Raw genomic sequence first — 19,622 nt, forward strand, 5'->3', positions numbered from 1 at the left:
AAGATTTGTTTTTCAACATTAAGAAATTAAGATTATTAAGTCTGGCTGCTTAATTTTTCTTAATCTCTTAAGGGTAAATATTTTCTTAAATTTTAAAAAACTTAATTTTCTTAATTTCTTAATGGTATATTTTTAGCTTTTATTTTTTTTATCACCAGTTATAGAGATTTTAAAAACTTAATTTTTCTTAATCTCTTAGTGGTAACTATTTTTAGATATTTTTATCTTTTAAAATCTGAGGATAATGGATACTGGTATGTACTATCATTTCTCCAAACAATGTATTTGCCCAAGCAAACCATTTTCGGGTAAACTTGGTAACATCATCTTTATGAAATGACTCGTGCATAAATCCTGTATCGGCATTTGTTTTTATTAAATTGCTAATACATGCTTTTATCTCCTTTTCATCAACACTAGTAATCGCTCTCAAAACTATACTCATAGGCCAGATGGTATCTGTTCCAGTATGTGGTCCTCCTACGCCTTCTCCTGCTTTTCCTTTGTAGAAAAACGGATTATTGTCTGAAAGTACTACTTTACGTGTATTCAAATATAATGGACTATCTGGCTCAATAGCTCCTAAATACGGCAATGATAATAATGAGGGAACATTAGCATCATCCATCATATGGAAACTTCCATATCCATTAACTTCAAAAGCAATAATTTTTCCGAATTTTGGATGTTCGATGATTCCATTTTCTTCTAATCCTTTCTGAACTTGCCCCTGTAATTCTTTTGCTTTAGCAACTAAATCATTGTCTTTTAATGCTGGCAAAGAGAAAATTTCCTGAAGATATCCAAGTACTTCGATGGCAAACATATTACTCGGAATCAAATATCCAAATAACGTACTATCATCACTTGGTCTAAAAGTCGAAACAATCAATCCGCATGGTTTTACAGGATATCCATAACCGCTTAATGGTACTCCATCGGTAGCCCAAGCTGTTACTCTCTGGAAATTGTATGGCCCTTTATCCGTCCATCGTTGTTGTTCTTTAAAAGTTTGCAGTACCAAAAGCATCGCTTCTTTCCACTTACTGTCAAACAAACTTATATCTCCCGTTTCTTTCCAATATCCGTGTGCCAGTCTTATTGGATAACATAAACTGTCAATTTCCCATTTGCGCTCGTGAATACCTGGTTGCATTTTGGTCATGTCGTTCTTCCATTCGCTTACCTGATTAAAATCTTTGTAAAAAGCATTTGCATAAGGATCTAATAAAATACATTTTGTTTGGCGGTTGATTACTCCTTTAACCAATTCAGCTAGTTTTTTATCTTCCTTTATAAACGGGATATATGGCCAAATTTGTGCTGTACTATCTCTTAGCCACATCGCATCAATATCTCCTGTAATTACATAAGTATCTGGTTTACCATCGATGATTTCAAAATCAACAGTTGTATCTAATGTATTAGGAAAGCAATTCTCAAATAACCAAGCCAATTCTGGGTTTGCTATTTGTTTTTTGATTCTTACAATTGCTGCCTCAATTGCTTTACTTGTAAATTTTCTTTCGGCTAATGGTGGTCTTTTAGTAATAAAATCTTTTAGTGCAAAATTGAACGCATCCGATTGCATTCCGAAAACATCTGTTTGGAGTGCCAATAATCCTGCTGAAAAAATTCCTGTATTTTTTATAAATTTTCTACGTGATTGCATAGTATTATTTTGAAGTTGAATAAGAATATGGATAGGCACTTGCTGAAGTTCCTCTTTGTAAATTAGGTTTGCTGTTCATATCAAAATTTAATTCGCCACCTTTTAGTACGTCAAAATGATTGATATAATTTTTGGTATGAGTTGCATTATTCCATTTTAAATCCTGAACATATTTATTCGTTTCTGAATTATTTGGAGCGTTTATAATAAGCTGCTTTCCGTTTTCTAACTGTAATGTTACTTTTTTAAATAATGGTGCTCCCAGAACATATTCGTCTGTACCCGGGCAAACTGGATAGAATCCCATCGCAGAAAACACATACCAAGCCGATGTTTGTCCGTTATCCTCATCTCCACAATATCCATCTGGAGTTGGCTTGTACAAACGATTCATTACTTCACGAGACCAATATTGTGTTTTCCAAGGTTCCCCCGCATAATTATACAAATAAATCATGTGCTGAATGGGTTGGTTTCCATGTGCATATTGTCCCATATTCATGATTTGCATTTCGCGGATTTCATGAATAACTGCCCCGTAATAACTATCGTCAAAAACTGGTGGAGTGGTGAATACGGCATCTAATTTAGCCGTGAATTTTTTCTCTCCACCCATTAAGTCTATTAAACCATTTATGTCATGAAAAACACTCCAGCTGTAATGCCATGCATTCCCTTCCGTAAATGCATCTCCCCATTTAAACGGATTGAAATTTTTCGGGAAACTTCCATCTTTATTTCTTCCGCTCATTAATCCGATGGATGGGTTATATAGATTCTTATAATTCATCATTCGTTTCTCGAACAAACTGATTTCTTTTTTGGGGCGGTTTAAGGCTTTCGCCAATTTCCAAATGGTAAAATCATCGTAGGCATATTCTAGTGTTCTAGCTGCATTTTCGTTAATCTTAACATCATAAGGTACATAGCCTAAAGTATTGTAATATGCAACTCCTTTTCTTCCTACTGCTTCAATCGGACCTTCGTTATTGGCTCCATGCAGTAAAGCTTCGTATAATTTATTGATATCATATCCTCGTAATCCTTTGATATAAGCATCAGACACAACAGATGCCGAATTATTTCCAACCATTACATTTCTGAATCCTGGACTTGACCATTCTGGCAAAAACCCACCTTCTTTGTAATCGTTGATTAACCCCTCTTGCATTTCTTTGTTTATAGAAGGGTAAACTAAATTAAGTAATGGATATAAGGCACGGAATGTATCCCAAAAACCTGTTCCTGCATACATATATCCTGGTAATACTTTACCATTATAAGGGCTATAATGCACAATTTCTCCCTTGCCATCTATCTCGTATTGTTTCTGTGGAAAACAAACAGTGCGGTATAAACAAGAATAAAACGTTTTTAACTGTTCGTCGCTACCTCCTTCTACTGTTAGTTTTCCTAAAATTTTGTTCCATTCTTGTTTTGATTCCGTTACTGTTTCATCAAAAGTTGCTTTTCCTAACTCGCTCTTCAAATTCAGTTCTGCTTGTTCTATGCTAATAAATGATGATGATACTTTTACATTTACCTTCTCTCCTTTTTTAGTTTTAAAACCAACTATTGCGCCTACATGATTGTCTTTTAATTCTAGTTTGTCTTTTTCCAGAACTTTATCATGCCATGTATAATTTGTAGAAAACGGTTTATCGAATTGCAATACAAAATAGTTCTTAAAATTCTCTGGAACACCACCACTATTACGAGTTGTATAACCTATAATCTTATTCTCTGATGGAATTATTTTAATATAAGATCCTTTATCAAATGCGTCAATTACGATAGAAGATTGTTCATTTTCTGGAAATGTAATCTGAAAATGTGCTGCTCTTTCTGTTGCTGTAATTTCGGTCGTTACATCATAATCGGCTAAATATACACTATAGTAATAGGGCTTTGAAACCTCTGCTTTATGACTAAACCAACTTCCTCTTTCGTCTTCTGTAAAAGTTAGTTTCCCTGTTACTGGCATGATCGAAAATTGTCCATAATCATTCATCCAAGGCGAAGGCTGATGTGTTTGCTTGAATCCTCTTATCTTTTCGGCTGTATAAACATACGCCCATCCGTCACCCATTTTTCCAGTTTGTGGTGTCCAAAAGTTCATTCCCCATGGTCGGCAAATTGCAGGATAGGTATTTCCGTTAGAAAGACTATGTAAAGATTGTGTTCCCATTAATGGATTTACATATTCTACTGGATCTAAGGTTTTAACTTGTGCATTTACAAAAATGCAACATTGTAATACTCCTAAAAAAATTAAACTCTTTATTTTCATATGATGTCTTGTTATCCTAACAGGTTTTTAAAACCTGTTAGGTATTTTATTCTTTATAAAATGTAAATCTCGATTGGCTAAGCTATGTCAAAGTTTTAAACCAAGACTGTAAGGAACTTTAGTTTTACGCAAAATAATCCCAAACTTGTCATTTCGACGAAGGAGAAATCTCCGTAAGTAACTCCGCAATGAAAGTCTAATCTTTGTCGAGCTTCTCGCGGAGATTTCTCCTTCGTCGAAATGACAAAAATGAGCAGACCAACTTTGGCAAAACCGCCTTAAACCTAAAATCATACCTAACAGTCCTGAAGCTTCAGGGTTAAAAACCTTTTAGAAAACTGAAAACTGTGACTGAAACCTGAAAACTTGTTAAAGCGGCCTATCTTCTTTTTTCACTCCAAAAGTCGTCGATGGTTTACTTCCCATATACAGTTTTAATTCTCCTCCTTTTACTATCATATCATGCGTGATGTATGATTTTGTATATGGTTTTCCGTTGTACTCTGCTTTTTGGATATAGATGTTAGTTTTGCTATTATCTATTGCTTTTAATGTAAATGAAATCCCTTCTTTGTGATGAATTGTTGCTGTGTTTACTAACGGACTTCCTAAAACATAAATTCCATTTGCTGGATTAACAGAATAAAAACCCATTGATGAAAATACATACCAAGCCGACATTTGCCCTAAGTCCTCATTTCCGCATAATCCGTCTGGTTTTGTTGAGTAGAATTTATCATCAATTTCACGGATTAGCTTAGCCGTTTTCCATGGTTGCCCTGCGTATGCATACAAATATGGAATATGATGATTTGGCTCATTTCCTTGTGCATATTGTCCAATTAATCCACTAATATCTGGTGATATTTCTTCGCCTTCTACTTTGTCTGTTATCAGGAAAAGCGAATCTAACTTAGCTAAAAATTTATCTTCGCTACCGAATAATTCTATTAAACCATAAGGATCTTGTGGAACTAACCATGTGTATTGCCATGCATTTCCTTCTACATAATCGTCTTTGCGATGTGCTGATGAAAGCGGATTAAATGGTGTTCTCCAATTTCCATCCGTTAATTTCCCTCTCATAAATGTAGTTTCTTTATCGAAATAAAGCTTGTACAAATTGGCTCTTTTAGTGAAATAGTTATAATCATCTGTTTTACCCAATGACTTTGCCATTAGTGCTATACAATAATCATCAATAGCATATTCTAAAGCATTCCCTACTGATTCCAGTAATTTATCCGCAGGAATATATTCTAGTTTTTGAACATAATCCATTCCCTCACGCGTTTGCATCGCTGTTTTTTTGATGGCTTCATAAGCCAATGCCACATCATAGTCTCTATATCCTTTCATATAAGCATCAACAATAACTGCAATCGAGTGATTCCCGTTCATTGTATTGGTTTCATTCCCCATCAAATGCCAAACGGGTAATCTTCCTTGTTGCTCATAGATAGCCAAAAATGATTTAACGATATCATTAATTTTATCTGGATGCGTAATTGTATATAAAGGATGCAAAGCACGATACGTATCCCAAAGTGAGAACGTAGTGTAATTAGTGAAATTTGCTTTTTCGTATACTTTTTTGTCTGTCCCTCTATAATCTCCATTTACATCATTAAAAATTGATGGTGCAAACATGGTATGATACATTGCTGTATAAAAAACTTTCGTTGTTTTATCATCTGCTTTTATCTGTATCTTATTTAATTCCTTGTTCCATTTTGAAGTCGCTTCTTTTACTACTGCATTAAAATCCCAATTTGGAATCTCCGCTTTAATATTCGCAGAAGCGTTTTCATAACTTACTGGAGAAATTCCGACTTTTACTAAAACTTGCTTGTTTTTTAAAGTCTTAAAATCTAAAACAGCTTTCATTCTTACCGCTTCTCCTTCTTTTCCTGCAACAGCAGTTGTGTTGTCGTACAATGCCATATTAGTAATTGGCTCAGAGAATTCAATGGTAAAAAATATACGTTGATCAGCAGCCCAACCTGTAGAATATCTATATCCTACAAGGGTTGTTTCGTTTATCTTTTTTATAAATGTTTTTACTGGTTTATCCCATCCCACACCATCGGCAAGGTCTAATAAAACGTGATTATCTGTAGTGGTATTAAATGTATATTTATGAAAACCTACTCTTTCACTTGCTGTTAACTCTGCTTTAATTTTATATTTATCCAATAAAACACTGTAATATCCAGCTTTGCTTACTTCATTTTTATGAGAGAAATAAGATCCATAACCGGTTACCATATCTTCTTTTGTTCCTTTGGTAAGCGGTACTTTTCCTGAAACTGGTAACAAAAGAATATCGTTTAAATCTCCAATTCCTGTTCCGCTTAAATGGGTATGTGTGAATCCTAATATGGTATTACTTGCATAATTGTATCCACTGCACCAATCCCAACCTTCAAAAACATTTACTGGTCCTAATTGTACTGCCCCAAAAGGAACATTAGCTCCCACAAATACATGTCCGTGACCTGCAGATCCTATTAATGGATCTACATATTTAGTGTAATCTATACTGCTTTGTTTTGCTTTCTTTTCCTGTGAAATCGCAGGATTGGCAAAAAATAGATTTAAAGCGATAATACCGCTAAAAGCTATTTTGTTATATTTTTTAAACATCTATTCTATTTTTTTATTTGAATTGTGTGAAATTTAACTGCAAAGTGCACAGTCCCGATAGCTATCGGGATACGCAGAGTTCGCAAAGTTTTTCCATTTGTTTCTTTTTTTACAATAAAATTTAACCGCAAAGTGCACAGTCCCGATAGCTATTGGGATACGCAGAGTTCGCAAAGTTTTTAGCCTTTAACATCTATTGAAGACGTACTGCGGTGCGTCTTTACAGAAAACCTTTGAACCTTTTTTATTCGCAACACAAGAAACCTTTGTCCCTTTGTCCCTCAAAACCTTAGTACCTTTTAAGAACATCATAAAGAGAATAAACCTTAACCTCTGGTTTTACTATTTTTCCTTCGAATGTAATTGTTCTTTCTTCTCCTGCTTTTAAGTCGATATAATTATCACTCCATTTGCCTGTGTATCCTTTTATGGAAACATTTACATATTTTGCAAATTTTGAAGCTTTTAAAATCAGTTTATTTCCTTGTACTTTCCATGTGATTTGTGGATCTTCTAACTTTAAATCTATCGGACGTGTTAAATCAATTTCAGGTTTAATATCATCACGATAGGCTTCTTTCATGGCGTACCAAGCTGCTTTTGGCTGACGGTCGTAATAATCAGTTACACTCCAACTTGCAACAGGCCAACAATCGTTAAGCTGCCAAACCAATGTTCCCATATTATAAGGTGCTTTAGAACGGTGAATTCCGATAATGTTCTTCAGCGAATAATATTGCAAACATTGTGTGAGGTATGTATAATCTTCGACATTCATTTTCTTTATTTTGGTCGAATCTATAAAATAACGATTTAAATAAGAATCTAATTTCATGAATCCTTTTCCAGCTTTTTGATGCGCTTGCAAAATATCGGAATATAAATATCGGTCTTCTGGCAACGTAAATCTTTCGATTGACGAATAATTTGGCATCGCCTGCATTCCGTATTCACTCACAAAACGTCCTGTTTTTTTCTGTACTGCTTCTACATCTTCTAATCCCCACCAAGTTCCCCAATAATGGCTATCTCCTTCAGTTATGCTTTTTTCTTTTGACCAATGAAATAATGGTGATGAACTAATATATGGTCTTTTATTATCGACTTCTTTTACCCATTTTGGGATACTATCCTGAAACAAACGAACGTAATCTTTCCATAATCGTGTCGAATCTTGTTTGGACATATTCATACTTTTTTGCCATCCCCAGTTTTTGAATGCTTCGTCGGCTTCGTTATTTCCGCACCATAATACAATACTCGGATGATGACGCAAGCGTTTTACCTGATACTGAACTTCTTTCTTTACATTGTCGAAAAAAGCGTCGTCTCCTGGTACCATTGTCCCTGCAAACATGAAATCTTGCCAAACATTAATTCCGTATTTATCACATAAGTCATAAAAATAATCATCTTCATAAACTCCTCCTCCCCAAATACGAAGCATATTCATATTGGCATCCTTTGCCATACCAACTACTTTCTCATATTCCTTTTTGGTCACTCTAGAAAGAAATGCATCCGAAGGAATATAATTAGCTCCTTTCATGTACACTGGCTTCCCATCTATTTTAAAGTAAAATGATTTTCCTAAACTATCTGGTTGTTGTACCAACTCTATCTTTCGATTGAGTACATACGGTTTCTCAGGCGTTTTTTTATCATACGCTTCCAAGCGTGGAGTTTTCACTATTCCGCAAGTAGTAAATTTAGGTCCCCAATCCCATCCAAAATGATATTGCGCTTTACGCACATAGGCACGAGGGTTATCTGGAATTACAAATGGTAAATCTTTTTTTGCAAGTGAATCGACTACATTTTGTGCTGATTTAAATACGATTACCAAATCATTATTTCCTGGTTTAATTATCTTTTTTACATCAACTTTCCATTGGCGAAACATATTATCTGCCTTTAAAACCAATTGATTATTCAAATAAACAGAGGCATAAGTATCTAATCCGTCAAAAACCAGTTCGGTATGTTTTTTATTAAAAGTTGCTGAAGTCACCTGAAAAGTCGTTTTATACTCCCAATCTTTCTTTTCTATCCATTCTAGTTTTTTCTCATTGTCCCGATAAAATGGGTCTGGTATTAATTTGTTGTTTAACAAATCGGTATGTATCTCTCCAGGAACTGTTGCTGGATACCATTTTTCAGTTTTTGTTTCACGGTATTCCCAGCCTTTTTTTATATCAATATTTTGAGCACGAACTGCAAATGAAAAATTTGCAAGACAAATGCCGACTAACCAATAAAAGCTTTTTTTACATTCCATTTTTACTGTGTAATAAAATTATTATTTAGGTCTATTTTTTAAGTGTGTTTTTCTAAAGAGCAATGGTCATTAAGCGTTGGCAGAGGAGAAGGATAACTGCCCTCCACAATTAATTCCTTCTCTTTTAAGTTTTATGTATTAGAATTAAAGTAACTAACAAAAATATCCAAACACATATTCTTTTTTACAGCTGCCAAACTTTAATAAATTTATTTTAGTTTCTATAGCTATTCTACCATCTGGACATAATTCTAAAAAGCAAACACTAATTTCACGAATTGACACGAATTAGTTTGTGAAATTAATTTCACAAACTAAGTTAGCCATTAATATTAGTGTAAATTAGTGAAATTCGTGTTCTAAATTTATTTATACTATTTGTGTCCTTACCGTAGGATTGCTATCGGGATAGATTTTAGATTGCTCAAAAAATCAATCATCCATTTTTAAGTTATATTAAAAGTAATTCCATTTTTTTCAGCAAAAGCAATTTCACTGTTTGCAAAAAAAAGGTACTAAAAAACAATATATTAACCTCTTTATAACAACTGTTTTTTTATATAATCAAAATAAAATCTTAAAAATAAGCCGGGAGGTACCCTCCTACCCGACTTATTTTAACTAACCTAACCAATATTAATTATTTATCCCACCAAATTCTGGTTGTCATTAAGTCTAACCCTTGGCGTTGTATTGCTTCTTTATAGTTGGCTCCATTTGTTATTAACTCAGTTTGATCGTATATTAATCTTCTTGGAATAATACCATTAGTATCACCTAAAGGATCATTGACTGGTACTAAAACTGGATATCCTGTTCTTCTCCAGTCAGAAAAAGCTTCGAAACCATTAAATAATAAAACAATCCATTTTTGAGTTATAATCTGCTCTATTTTTTGAGCCTCTGTTCCTGTGGCTTTAAAAGGATGAGCCGCAATATATGTGTCATACTCTGCTGTTGTAACTGCTGGCACTTTGTCTCCAAAAATGGTTAAACCTTGCATTGCTCCTTTTACTCCATCTTCATAATGTTGTTGTGCTGTTCCTGAAACATTCCAACCTTTTACTGCTGCTTCTGCCAATAAAAATTCTACTTCGGCATAAGACATAATTAAAGTAGGTGCATCTAAACGCAATACGGTAGAAGTATTTGGGTCTGAAAAAAGTTTTTTGTCACCACCTGGGAATTCTTTTGCATCATTTGCAAGTCCTTGTTGATGAGCAGGATTATTATCTCCTGAAGCTTCTAATTTTGCATAAATTCTTAAACGTGGATCGTTTGTATTTTTCAATAAATCTATAAAAGTTTTACTGTATTTAACGTTAGCTTCTCCTCCATTTAGATCATTTCTAACCCAAGATGAAGTAATAGGGTTTGTCCTAACTCCTGCGGGACCTGAATCATGTTTTAGTACTGCACTATCACTATTTGAATTAAAAACACCTTTAGCTACTGCTTTTTCTACAAATTCTTTTGATTTTGCCGGATCTACTTTAGATAAACGCATTGCCACTCTCAACATCAATGAATTCGCAAATTTTTTCCATTTTGCTACATCACTTTGGTAAAATAAATCAGCATTACCTACAAAAGCTTTATTGGCATCTAATGCAGTACCAGCCTCATCTAACTCTTTTAATAAATCATTGTAGATTGCTTGCTGTGTATCATATTTAGGTGCAAAAATGTTCCCATTATAACCTTTTCCTGCTTCAAAATATGGAATTTCTCCATAAGTATCTGTCAATTTCTGGAACATGAATACTTTCATGATTCTACATGCCTGAATCATATTTGAATTTTCTGGCGTATTTGGTAAAACTGATAACAACTGGAAAATTTGATTCAATCCCTTACCGTATGATTCTCCAAATAAAGAGCCTGAATACTCTGATACATAGATATATTTTGAACCTGGTCCTCCTAATGAGGCAAAGTGTTGCACTATTTGAGCTGCATATCCATTGTTTCCTCTTGTATTCGAATAATCTTGTCCATCGATATATATTTCGGCAAGCGTAAACATAGATTTAGGTGCAGGATCTGTTAAAGCATTTGGATTCTTATTTAATTCCTCGAATCCGTTATCACATGCTGTCAATGTCATTGCACTAACAATTGCGATACAAAATAGTTTTATATATTTATTTTTCATCTTACAATTTTTATTATTAGAATTTGACATTAAGAGTTAGTCCGTAGTTTCTAGTCAAAGGCATAGATGCTCTTTCAAGTCCTTGTGCATTGCTATTAGAATAATTTGATTCTGGGTCAATATTTGGTGTATTACTATAAATTGTCCATAAATTATGAGCAGAGAATGCTAAACTAATAGATTGAAATGGTGAATGTGCAAGATATGCTTTCGGAAAATTATAGCTTAAAGAAACAGCTCTTAGCTTAACAAAATCTGCATTATAAACAAAATTTGATGTTATATCACTATAACTTCTCCAGTAATCATAAGCCGAAACTTGCTGATTAACAGGACCTCCAGCAGGATCCTTACCCGTTACTGCAATTCCTCCCTCACGTCCATCAAGTGTATTATCTGATAATCCATATTCTGTTCCTTTTTGGTTTGTCGCTGAGTAAATATCTCCTCCAAATTTAGCATCTACAAAAACCGAAAGTGTCAAATTTTTATAAGTAAAATCATTTGAAAGTCCCATTGAAGTAGGGGCAACACCTTGTCCAGCTACAATTAAGTCTCCTCTCATGAATTTACCATCCGAACTTAATAGGATTTTTCCATTTTCATCTCTTAAATAATCGTATGCTTTAATTATTCCAAAAGGCTGTCCTTTTTCTAAAACCACAAAAGCGTTTGAATTTCTATCTCTTTCAAGTGTTTTTGTATTGATTTTATCAGATAGATTAAGTACTTCACTTTGATTATAAGCAAAATTATAACCTACATTCCAACTAAAATTTGGTGTTTTTATAGCTTTTACATTTACAGCAAACTCAACCCCTTGGTTTTGTATTTCTCCCACATTAATTTTGGTTGTTCTATAACCCGAAGCTTGAGAAATATCGGCATCAGAGATATCGTTAGTTGTTTTCTTACGGTAAAAAGTCAAATCTGTACTAACTCTATTATTGAAAAATGTATTTTCAAAACCAAATTCGATTGTACTTACATTATATGGTTTTAAATATTTATTTGGAACAGTTTCTCCATTAACTCCTAAAATTGGTTGCCCTTGTGAATCTGTTTGTCCATCTGGCGCAGTATATGTTAAAGCTAAAGCGTATGCGTCTGGTAATGCTCCCCCTACGTTACCCCAACCTGCTCGAATTTTACCGTAGGACATCCACTCAGGAAAATCAATAACTTCTGAATAAACAAAACTCGTACTCACAGACGGATAAAAAGTACTATTATCTTCCGGATTTAAAGTCGAAAACCAATCTTCACGACCAGTTACATTTAAGAATAAGAAATTTTTATAACCTAAATCAGCAGAATAAAAAAGAGAGTTTACTTCACTTTCTGAGTACAATTTCTCTGTTTTGTCTGGCATAGTATTTCCATAAAAATATTTAAACGGTACAATAAAGTTATTCCCTTTCATTTTAATACCGCTAAATCTGTTATGCTGACGGTTTGCCCCAACAAAAGCATCCAATGTAAGGTCTTTTGCTATATCGCCTTTATATCCTAAATAACCAGATGCATTAACCTCTGAACGGGTTTCAACTCTGTTTTCATAAGATCCTCCTGGAAGATAGTTAATTCCTGTAGGCTCAATTTCAGTATATTCGTAATTAATATCATCTATACCGATCACCGCTTTAGCGTAAATTTTATCTGTAATATTATAATTTACTTTAGTAGAACCAATAAAACGTTTTCTAAGATCATTATTCAGATCTTCCTGCGTAGCAAAATAAGGATTGGTTTGATAGGTGTTAGCTCCAAAATAATCTGCTTCACCTCCATTTGCATCATATCCATTACTTAACCATCTAATATCTGTTGCTGGTGATAAAAAAGTAATAGGGTAAGATGCGTTTCTAGGAGAATCATTCAAATAGGGTCTGTTGTGGCTTTTTTCAGCAATGTATTGCGCATTGGCCTCAATACTTATCTTTTCATTTACTCTTGAGTTCAAATTTAAAGCAACATTACTTCTTCTAAAGTTTGTTCCTGGCAAGATTGACTCATCTTTTGTATTTCCAAATGACAATCTGAAATTTGTATTTTCATTCCCTCCAGACACTGCTAAAGTATTGCTAAAAGAATATCCTGTTCTGTAAAAATTATCTGCGTTATCTTTACCGTATGCCTGATATGGTCGAGTTTTTCCATCAAGAGAAAGTGAAGGCGTACCATCATATTTATCTCCCCAAGCGTTATAATACTTATCTCTAAGCTGTTGTAAATTATTATATCTGGTAGGAATACCATTTAAAGGTTCTCCTGTTCCATATTGATCTTGCCATTTTAAAAGATTTACAGGAGTATTAAATGTAGAATTCGTACTAAAATCAACTCCTATTCCTTTACCAGCTTTACCTTTTTTAGTTGTGATCAAGATAACTCCATTTGATCCTCTATATCCATAAAGTGCCGATGCAGCACTCCCTTTTAAAACAGACATAGATGCGATATCATCTGGATTGAATGAAGACATACCATCTCCTTTATCTGCTCCACCCCACATATTAGCATTTCCTTGTTGGCTATTGTCAATAGGAATACCATCTACAACATACAAAGGCTGATTAAGTCCCGAAGCCGAAGTTGCTCCTCTAATTACTACACGGCTTGATCCTGATGGTCCCGAAGTAGGTGCTGATACATTTACTCCTGCTATTTTTCCTTGAAGTGCGTTTCCTAGGTTAACTTCTTTAGTTTTTGTTAAATCATCTCCTTTGAGTTCTCCAACAGCATATCCTAAGCTTTTCTTTTGTTTTTTAACTCCAAATGAGGTAATCACAACATCTTTCAGCTCTTCTACACTTGAAGATAGTATTACTGTAATATTTTTTTCGCTTTCACCTACTTCTACTGATTGTGTAATAAATCCAATAGAAGATACTGTTAGACTAACCTTTCCTTCTGGAATAGTCATTGCAAAGCGCCCTTCAGAATCCGTTATAGAGCTAATGGATTTTCCTTTTACCTTAATGGTGGCAGAAACAATTCCTTTGTTATCTGCATCTGCTACTACGCCAGTTAGTGATCGGTTTTGTGCCACAGCCCCTAAACTGCTTAACATTACCATCGCTAACACTGCTAAAATTTGTTTCATAAGCGTTTGTTTTTGGTTTATTTGTTTTGATTTTTGTTTGACTTGTTTGTTTTTAAAATATTAATAAAAAATAGGAACTCAATTTAAATATGTCATCCGTAGTCCCTGAACCGTGAATGTCATTGATTAGCATCAATTTGATACTTATGTTATTTTGCTAAATCGATATAGTAAACAGATCAAAAAAATTTAACGATTCCTCTTTTTTGATAAATCAAAACCTACTAAAACGATTTAGTAAAAAGAGCAAAAAAAAACAAAGTTCCCTTAATTCTTTTTTTTGAAAACGGTGTCATATTATACCGATTCTCTTATTATTAAATTTCCTTTTTTACGTATTCCTTCAATAACAAAAGGTTTAATCCCTGTCATTTGATCCATCAATAATTTTATTGCATTTTCGGCTATTTCTTTAATTGGCTGTGCAATAACTGATATGGTTGGAGTATGTAATCGAAAACTATCGTGATCATCAAAACTTATAACCGAAACATCTTCTGGAATCCTAAACTTCATACCTCTAAAAGCCTGAAGACCTGCTAATCCCATGTAATTCGCCAAAAATAATACGGCATCTATCTTTGGGTTCTTTGTAAAAAAACTAAATATATCAGCAATTTTATTTTCCTCGCTGCTATTGTAATCCATATGAAGAACAAGAGACTCATTATAAATACCTTCCTCTTTTAAGGCATCCCTATATCCATCTTCTCTCAACTTCATCTGGATCATTCCTGAATTAGTATTAACAACAGCAATATTTTTTCTTCCTTTATTTAATAGATATTTAGTTGCAGAATGAGAACCTTCGTAATTATCCATAACCACATGGCTCACTTTTTGACCTGGAAAATATCTATCGATTAATACTACTGGCTTTTGCAATTTTAAAAGCAGGTCGATACTTTTTTCAAGCTTTTCTGTTGGTGTTATAATAAAACCATCAACATTTGCCTGCAAAAGACTATGTATCAGTTCTTCAGAACGCTCATCATCTCCTCCTGTACTACAATAAAAAACTCTATAATCAATACTTTTAGCTTCATCTTCAATAACTCTGGCTAGATCTGCAAAGAACTGATTCGAAATATCTTCAACAATAAGTCCGATAGATCTAGTCTTTCCTGTTCTAAGACTCGTAGCAATCATACTTGGTCGATAATTAAGCTTATCGGCAACTTCTTGCACTTTCTTAATAACTGCAGGGCTAATACCCATTTTTTCGCCTTTATCATTAATAACAAAAGATACAGTAGATATAGACACTTGCGCCTCTGTGGCAATATCCTTAATTGTAATCTTTTTCATTTAGCGAGTTAATTTATTATTAAGCTGTTATTAATTATATCACAAATATATATAAAAATAGTTACTAAAACGATTTTGTAATTATTTTTTTAAACATATCATTATTTTACACGCACTTATCAGTATTTTAATCAACTATCACAAGCATTTACTGATTAATTAGTATTCAGTTACAGTTACAGTTCACCTCTTTAAAAACAATCTCACTCAGAACCTTAGAATCTTAGCACCTTTGAACCTTTGTCCCTTTGAACCTTTGTCCCTTTGAACCTCTAAATACTCACTTCCAAAATTGATGCTTCTCCATTTAATACATACCCATCTATAGCTGCAGGAATCAAAACCGTATCTCCTTTTTTGTATTGATAAATTACATTTTCATATCTAATTTCGAAAGCTCCTTCAACACACATATAGACTGTAAAAGTATCTTTATTTCTATTCACTTTAACGACTCCGCTTAACGGAATAAAATTTGTTGTAAAATAAGGACAATCTACAACTACATTAGATTCATTTACAATAGTTTCATATTTCTTATATGTATCAACTTTATTATAATTGATAGCATCTAATGCCAAATCAACATGTAGTTCTCTTTTATTTCCTTGAGCATCTACTCTATCAAAATCATATAATCGATAGGTAATATCCGATGTTTGCTGAATTTCTGCAACAACCAATCCTGCGCCAATAGCATGAACTATTCCTGTTTCTAAAAAGAACACATCACCTGCTTTAACCTTTACATCATCTAAAATAGATACTAATGTATTGTTCTTTAGATTTTCAACATACTCTTCTTTATTGGAATCTTCTTTAAATCCAACAATGATTCTTGCTTCAGGATCTGCCTGCATTATGTACCACATTTCTGTTTTACCAAATGAATTATGACGTTCTTTTGCCAACTGATCATTAGGATGTACTTGTATCGATAAATCTTCTCGAGCATTTAGATATTTAAAAAGCAATGGAAATTGTTTTCCAAATCGGTTATAAACTCTTGTGCCTAAAATTTCGTTTGGTAGTTTCTCTATTAATTCTGCTAATGATTTCCCTTTATGCTCTCCATTTGCAACAACACTTACATCTCCTTCTACAGTAGATAATTCCCAGCTCTCCCCTGTAATATTAGAAACGATAGGTTTGTTAAGAACTGTTTTTAATTTTTCGCCTCCCCAGATTCTCTCTTTCAAGATTGGTTCAAATTGCAAAGGGTACATTTTTATGCTCATTTTTATTTTTTTTAAAAAATTATTGTTTTTTTTGGGATTGTCTAAAAGGCAACGCAGATGGCACGGATTAAAACGGATTTTAAAGCAATACTTTGTTTTATATTTTTTTGTCACTAATTTCATGAATTGTCACGAATTATTTTTCATCTAACTTAAATCTGCTCAATCTGCCACCCGAGCGATAGCTAACAGACGAAGTAAATCTGCGTGATTTTTTTTGCCACAGATTAAAAAGGATTAAAATGATTTTAAAAAATCCGCTCAATCTGCCACCCGAGCGATAGCCTACAGACGAAGTAAATCTGCGTGAATTTTTTTTTTGCCACAGATTTAAATGATTAAAATGATTTTAAAAAATCTGCTCAATCTGCCAAATCTGCGTGAAACATTTTTTTACCACTAATTATTTTTTACACTTAACTTAAATATAGGTAAAACAAAAATCTTTTTAATCATTTAAATCTGTGGCTAAACTTTTTCTCGAGCAGATTAAGCCGATTTTTCTAATCTGTGTTTTCGCTTAAGCAAATCCATATTATTCGTATTATCAGTATTCCAATTCTCTAACTGTGTTTATTTTATAGAAATAGCTACTCCACCACTAGGAGCTAATTTTTGTTTCAATTTAGTTTTGCTATTTACAGTTACTTTACGAATGTTATACGATTGCGGATTGGTTTTGTAATCTGCTGTTTTTCCGTCTTCATAAATCGTTGCTGTGTATGATTTCCCAACTGGCAGAAAACTAAAATCAATCATAGCAGTACGTGGCTTTTCATCAGTAATTCCGCCAACAAACCATTCTTGCTTTCCTTTTGTTTTTCTGGCAATTGTAATAAAATCTCCAGGTTCGGCTTCTAGAATATAGGTTTCATCCCAATCTAAAGCAACATCTTTTATAAACTGAAATGCATCTTTAAAACGAATGTAGTTTTCAGGTAGATCAGCTGCCATTTGTAACGGACTGTACATGGTTACATACAATGCCAATTGTTTTACCAATGTTGTACTTAATTTATTCTTTTTAGATCCGTAAACCGATAAATCTCCTTGAAAAATTCCAGGCGTATAATCCATAGGACCTCCCATTAGTCGGGTAAAAGGCAAGATTGTAGTATGATCCGGATGAACTCCTTCCATTGCTTCAAACTCTGTTCCTCGTGCTGATTCTTGTGCAAACCAGTTAGGATAGGTACGATGCAAACCTGTAGGTCGAACTGCCTCATGTGAATTTACCATGATTTTATGCTTTGCGGCTTCTTTAGCAACGTAAGTATAATGATTCACCATTTGCTGCCCATCATGATGTTCTCCTCTTGGAATGATTGGACCAACATATCCTGTTTTAACCGCATTATAATTATTATCGGTCATGAAATTTAATGCCCCATTTAATTGTCGTTCATATTCAGCGGTCGAAGATGTAGTTTCATGATGCATAATAATTTTTACATTCTTTTTATTTGCATAGTTATTCAATTCCTTTACATCAAAATCAGGATATGCTTTAGTAAAACTATAAATGCGTTCTTTCTTAAAGGCAGTATTATCTTCCCATCCTTCATTCCATCCTTCAACCAAAACGGCATCAAAGCCATTTACAGCAGCAAAATCAATATACTCTTTGACATGTTTAGTATTGGCTCCATGCGTGTTATTAGGTTTTAATTTTGAAAAATCGGTAGTTCCAATAACCACATCCTGATTATCCGAATATGCCCAAGTAGATCCACCTCCTATAAAATATTCCCACCAAACACCAATATATTTTACGGGTTTAATCCAAGAAGTATCTTCAAAATTACATGGTTCATTAAGATTCAATATCATTTTTGAAGCCAAGATATTTCTAGCATCATCACTTACAACAATTGTTCGCCAAGGCGTAAAACTTCCTGTTTGAATATAGCCTTTATTACCCACAGCATCTGGTACAAGATGCGAACTTAACGAATAGGTTTTATCATCGACATTAAGGCACATTGCAGGATAATTTTTTAAAGCTGCTTCGTGAATATTGATATAAAGTCCTGCATCGGTCTTTATCATTAAAGGTGTTTGTGTTGCCAAATTCTTAATTGGTGTTTGTGCTGCAAGTGGAACATGAACTGCATCATACACCAAAGATTGCATTTCTGATATTTTAGAAGTCGTATAACTATATTCGTTTGTATCATAATCACCTGGGATCCAAAAGAGTTTATGATCTCCTGTTAAATTAAACTCAGTTGTTTCTTCCTGAATAATAAAATGACGCAAATTTTCTTGCACAGGAAATTCATATCTAAATCCTAAACCATCATTAAACAAACGGAAATATATTGCTATTTTTCGCTTACTTTTCTCTTGAATAAGCGCTACTTTCAATTCATTATAATGATTTTGTATCTCTTTTTGCTCTCCTAAAACTGGTTTCCAAGTACTGTTTTCTGATTGAAACTTGGTACCTGCAATCTGGAAATCTTTATTCAGCATAATATCCGACTTTATAATTAAGCCTAATTTACTTTCCTTGATTACTTCTTTTTTCTTATAACTTAATGAGTAAATTGGCGTTCCTTCAGAATTCAAATGAAACTTTAAAGTCAAATTACCATTTGGCGATTTAAGTTCCTGAGCATTCGTAAATGAAGTTGAAACAAAAATAAAAAAGCAGATAAAAAGTATATTTTTCATAATTTTAAGAAAGTTATATGAATTACTAAATCGATTTAGCAAACATAATAAAAAATATCTTACTTGCATACTTAATGCAAAAATTATGATTTATAAGTAGTATTATCCCACAATAAAGGAAGTCTATTCATGATATTAAACAATATTATGTTTTAATTCAATAAAACTTAAAGACAATGGTAAGTAAGAATTTATTACATCCAAAATCGATATAACTACCCGTAGTAGTATCTACCTTGGTAATGTATGTGTT

Annotated in this window: 9 protein-coding genes; all 9 read right to left on the reverse strand. The window is 33.4% G+C overall.

The window, feature by feature from the left end:
* Positions 1-211 precede the first annotated feature (211 nt).
* A complete protein-coding gene (locus tag EAG11_RS08870) occupies positions 212-1,672 on the reverse strand; it encodes a glycoside hydrolase family 125 protein (RefSeq protein WP_129538874.1) in 1,461 nt (486 codons plus the stop codon).
* A 4-nt stretch (positions 1,673-1,676) separates the two neighbouring features.
* A complete protein-coding gene (locus tag EAG11_RS08875) occupies positions 1,677-3,962 on the reverse strand; it encodes a GH92 family glycosyl hydrolase (protein WP_129538875.1) in 2,286 nt (761 codons plus the stop codon).
* Positions 3,963-4,331: 369 nt separating this feature from the next.
* Positions 4,332-6,608 carry a GH92 family glycosyl hydrolase gene (locus EAG11_RS08880; RefSeq protein ID WP_129538876.1) on the reverse strand — a complete coding sequence of 759 codons (2,277 nt, stop codon included), beginning with the start codon at positions 6,606-6,608 and terminating at the stop codon, positions 4,332-4,334.
* Between the two features lie 289 nt (positions 6,609-6,897).
* Positions 6,898-8,886 carry a glycoside hydrolase family 2 protein gene (locus EAG11_RS08885; protein ID WP_242499311.1) on the reverse strand — a complete coding sequence of 663 codons (1,989 nt, stop codon included), beginning with the start codon at positions 8,884-8,886 and terminating at the stop codon, positions 6,898-6,900.
* A 640-nt stretch (positions 8,887-9,526) separates the two neighbouring features.
* Entirely contained in the window at positions 9,527-11,041 is a 1,515-nt protein-coding gene (locus EAG11_RS08890; protein ID WP_129538877.1) for a SusD/RagB family nutrient-binding outer membrane lipoprotein, read from the reverse strand.
* Positions 11,042-11,057: 16 nt separating this feature from the next.
* Positions 11,058-14,147: a SusC/RagA family TonB-linked outer membrane protein gene (locus EAG11_RS08895; protein WP_129538878.1), complete on the reverse strand. Its 3,090-nt coding sequence runs from the start codon at positions 14,145-14,147 to the stop codon at positions 11,058-11,060.
* A 297-nt stretch (positions 14,148-14,444) separates the two neighbouring features.
* Complete coding sequence (locus tag EAG11_RS08900; protein WP_129538879.1) at positions 14,445-15,455, reverse strand: LacI family DNA-binding transcriptional regulator; 1,011 nt, start codon at positions 15,453-15,455, stop codon at positions 14,445-14,447.
* 272 nt (positions 15,456-15,727) lie between these two features.
* Positions 15,728-16,693 carry a type I phosphomannose isomerase catalytic subunit gene (locus EAG11_RS08905; protein ID WP_129538880.1) on the reverse strand — a complete coding sequence of 322 codons (966 nt, stop codon included), beginning with the start codon at positions 16,691-16,693 and terminating at the stop codon, positions 15,728-15,730.
* Between the two features lie 573 nt (positions 16,694-17,266).
* Entirely contained in the window at positions 17,267-19,369 is a 2,103-nt protein-coding gene (locus tag EAG11_RS08910) for a glycoside hydrolase family 97 protein (RefSeq protein WP_129538881.1), read from the reverse strand.
* Positions 19,370-19,622 lie beyond the last annotated feature (253 nt).

Origin of the sequence: Flavobacterium sp. 140616W15 (assembly GCF_003668995.1) — a bacterium.
GTDB lineage: Bacteria > Bacteroidota > Bacteroidia > Flavobacteriales > Flavobacteriaceae > Flavobacterium.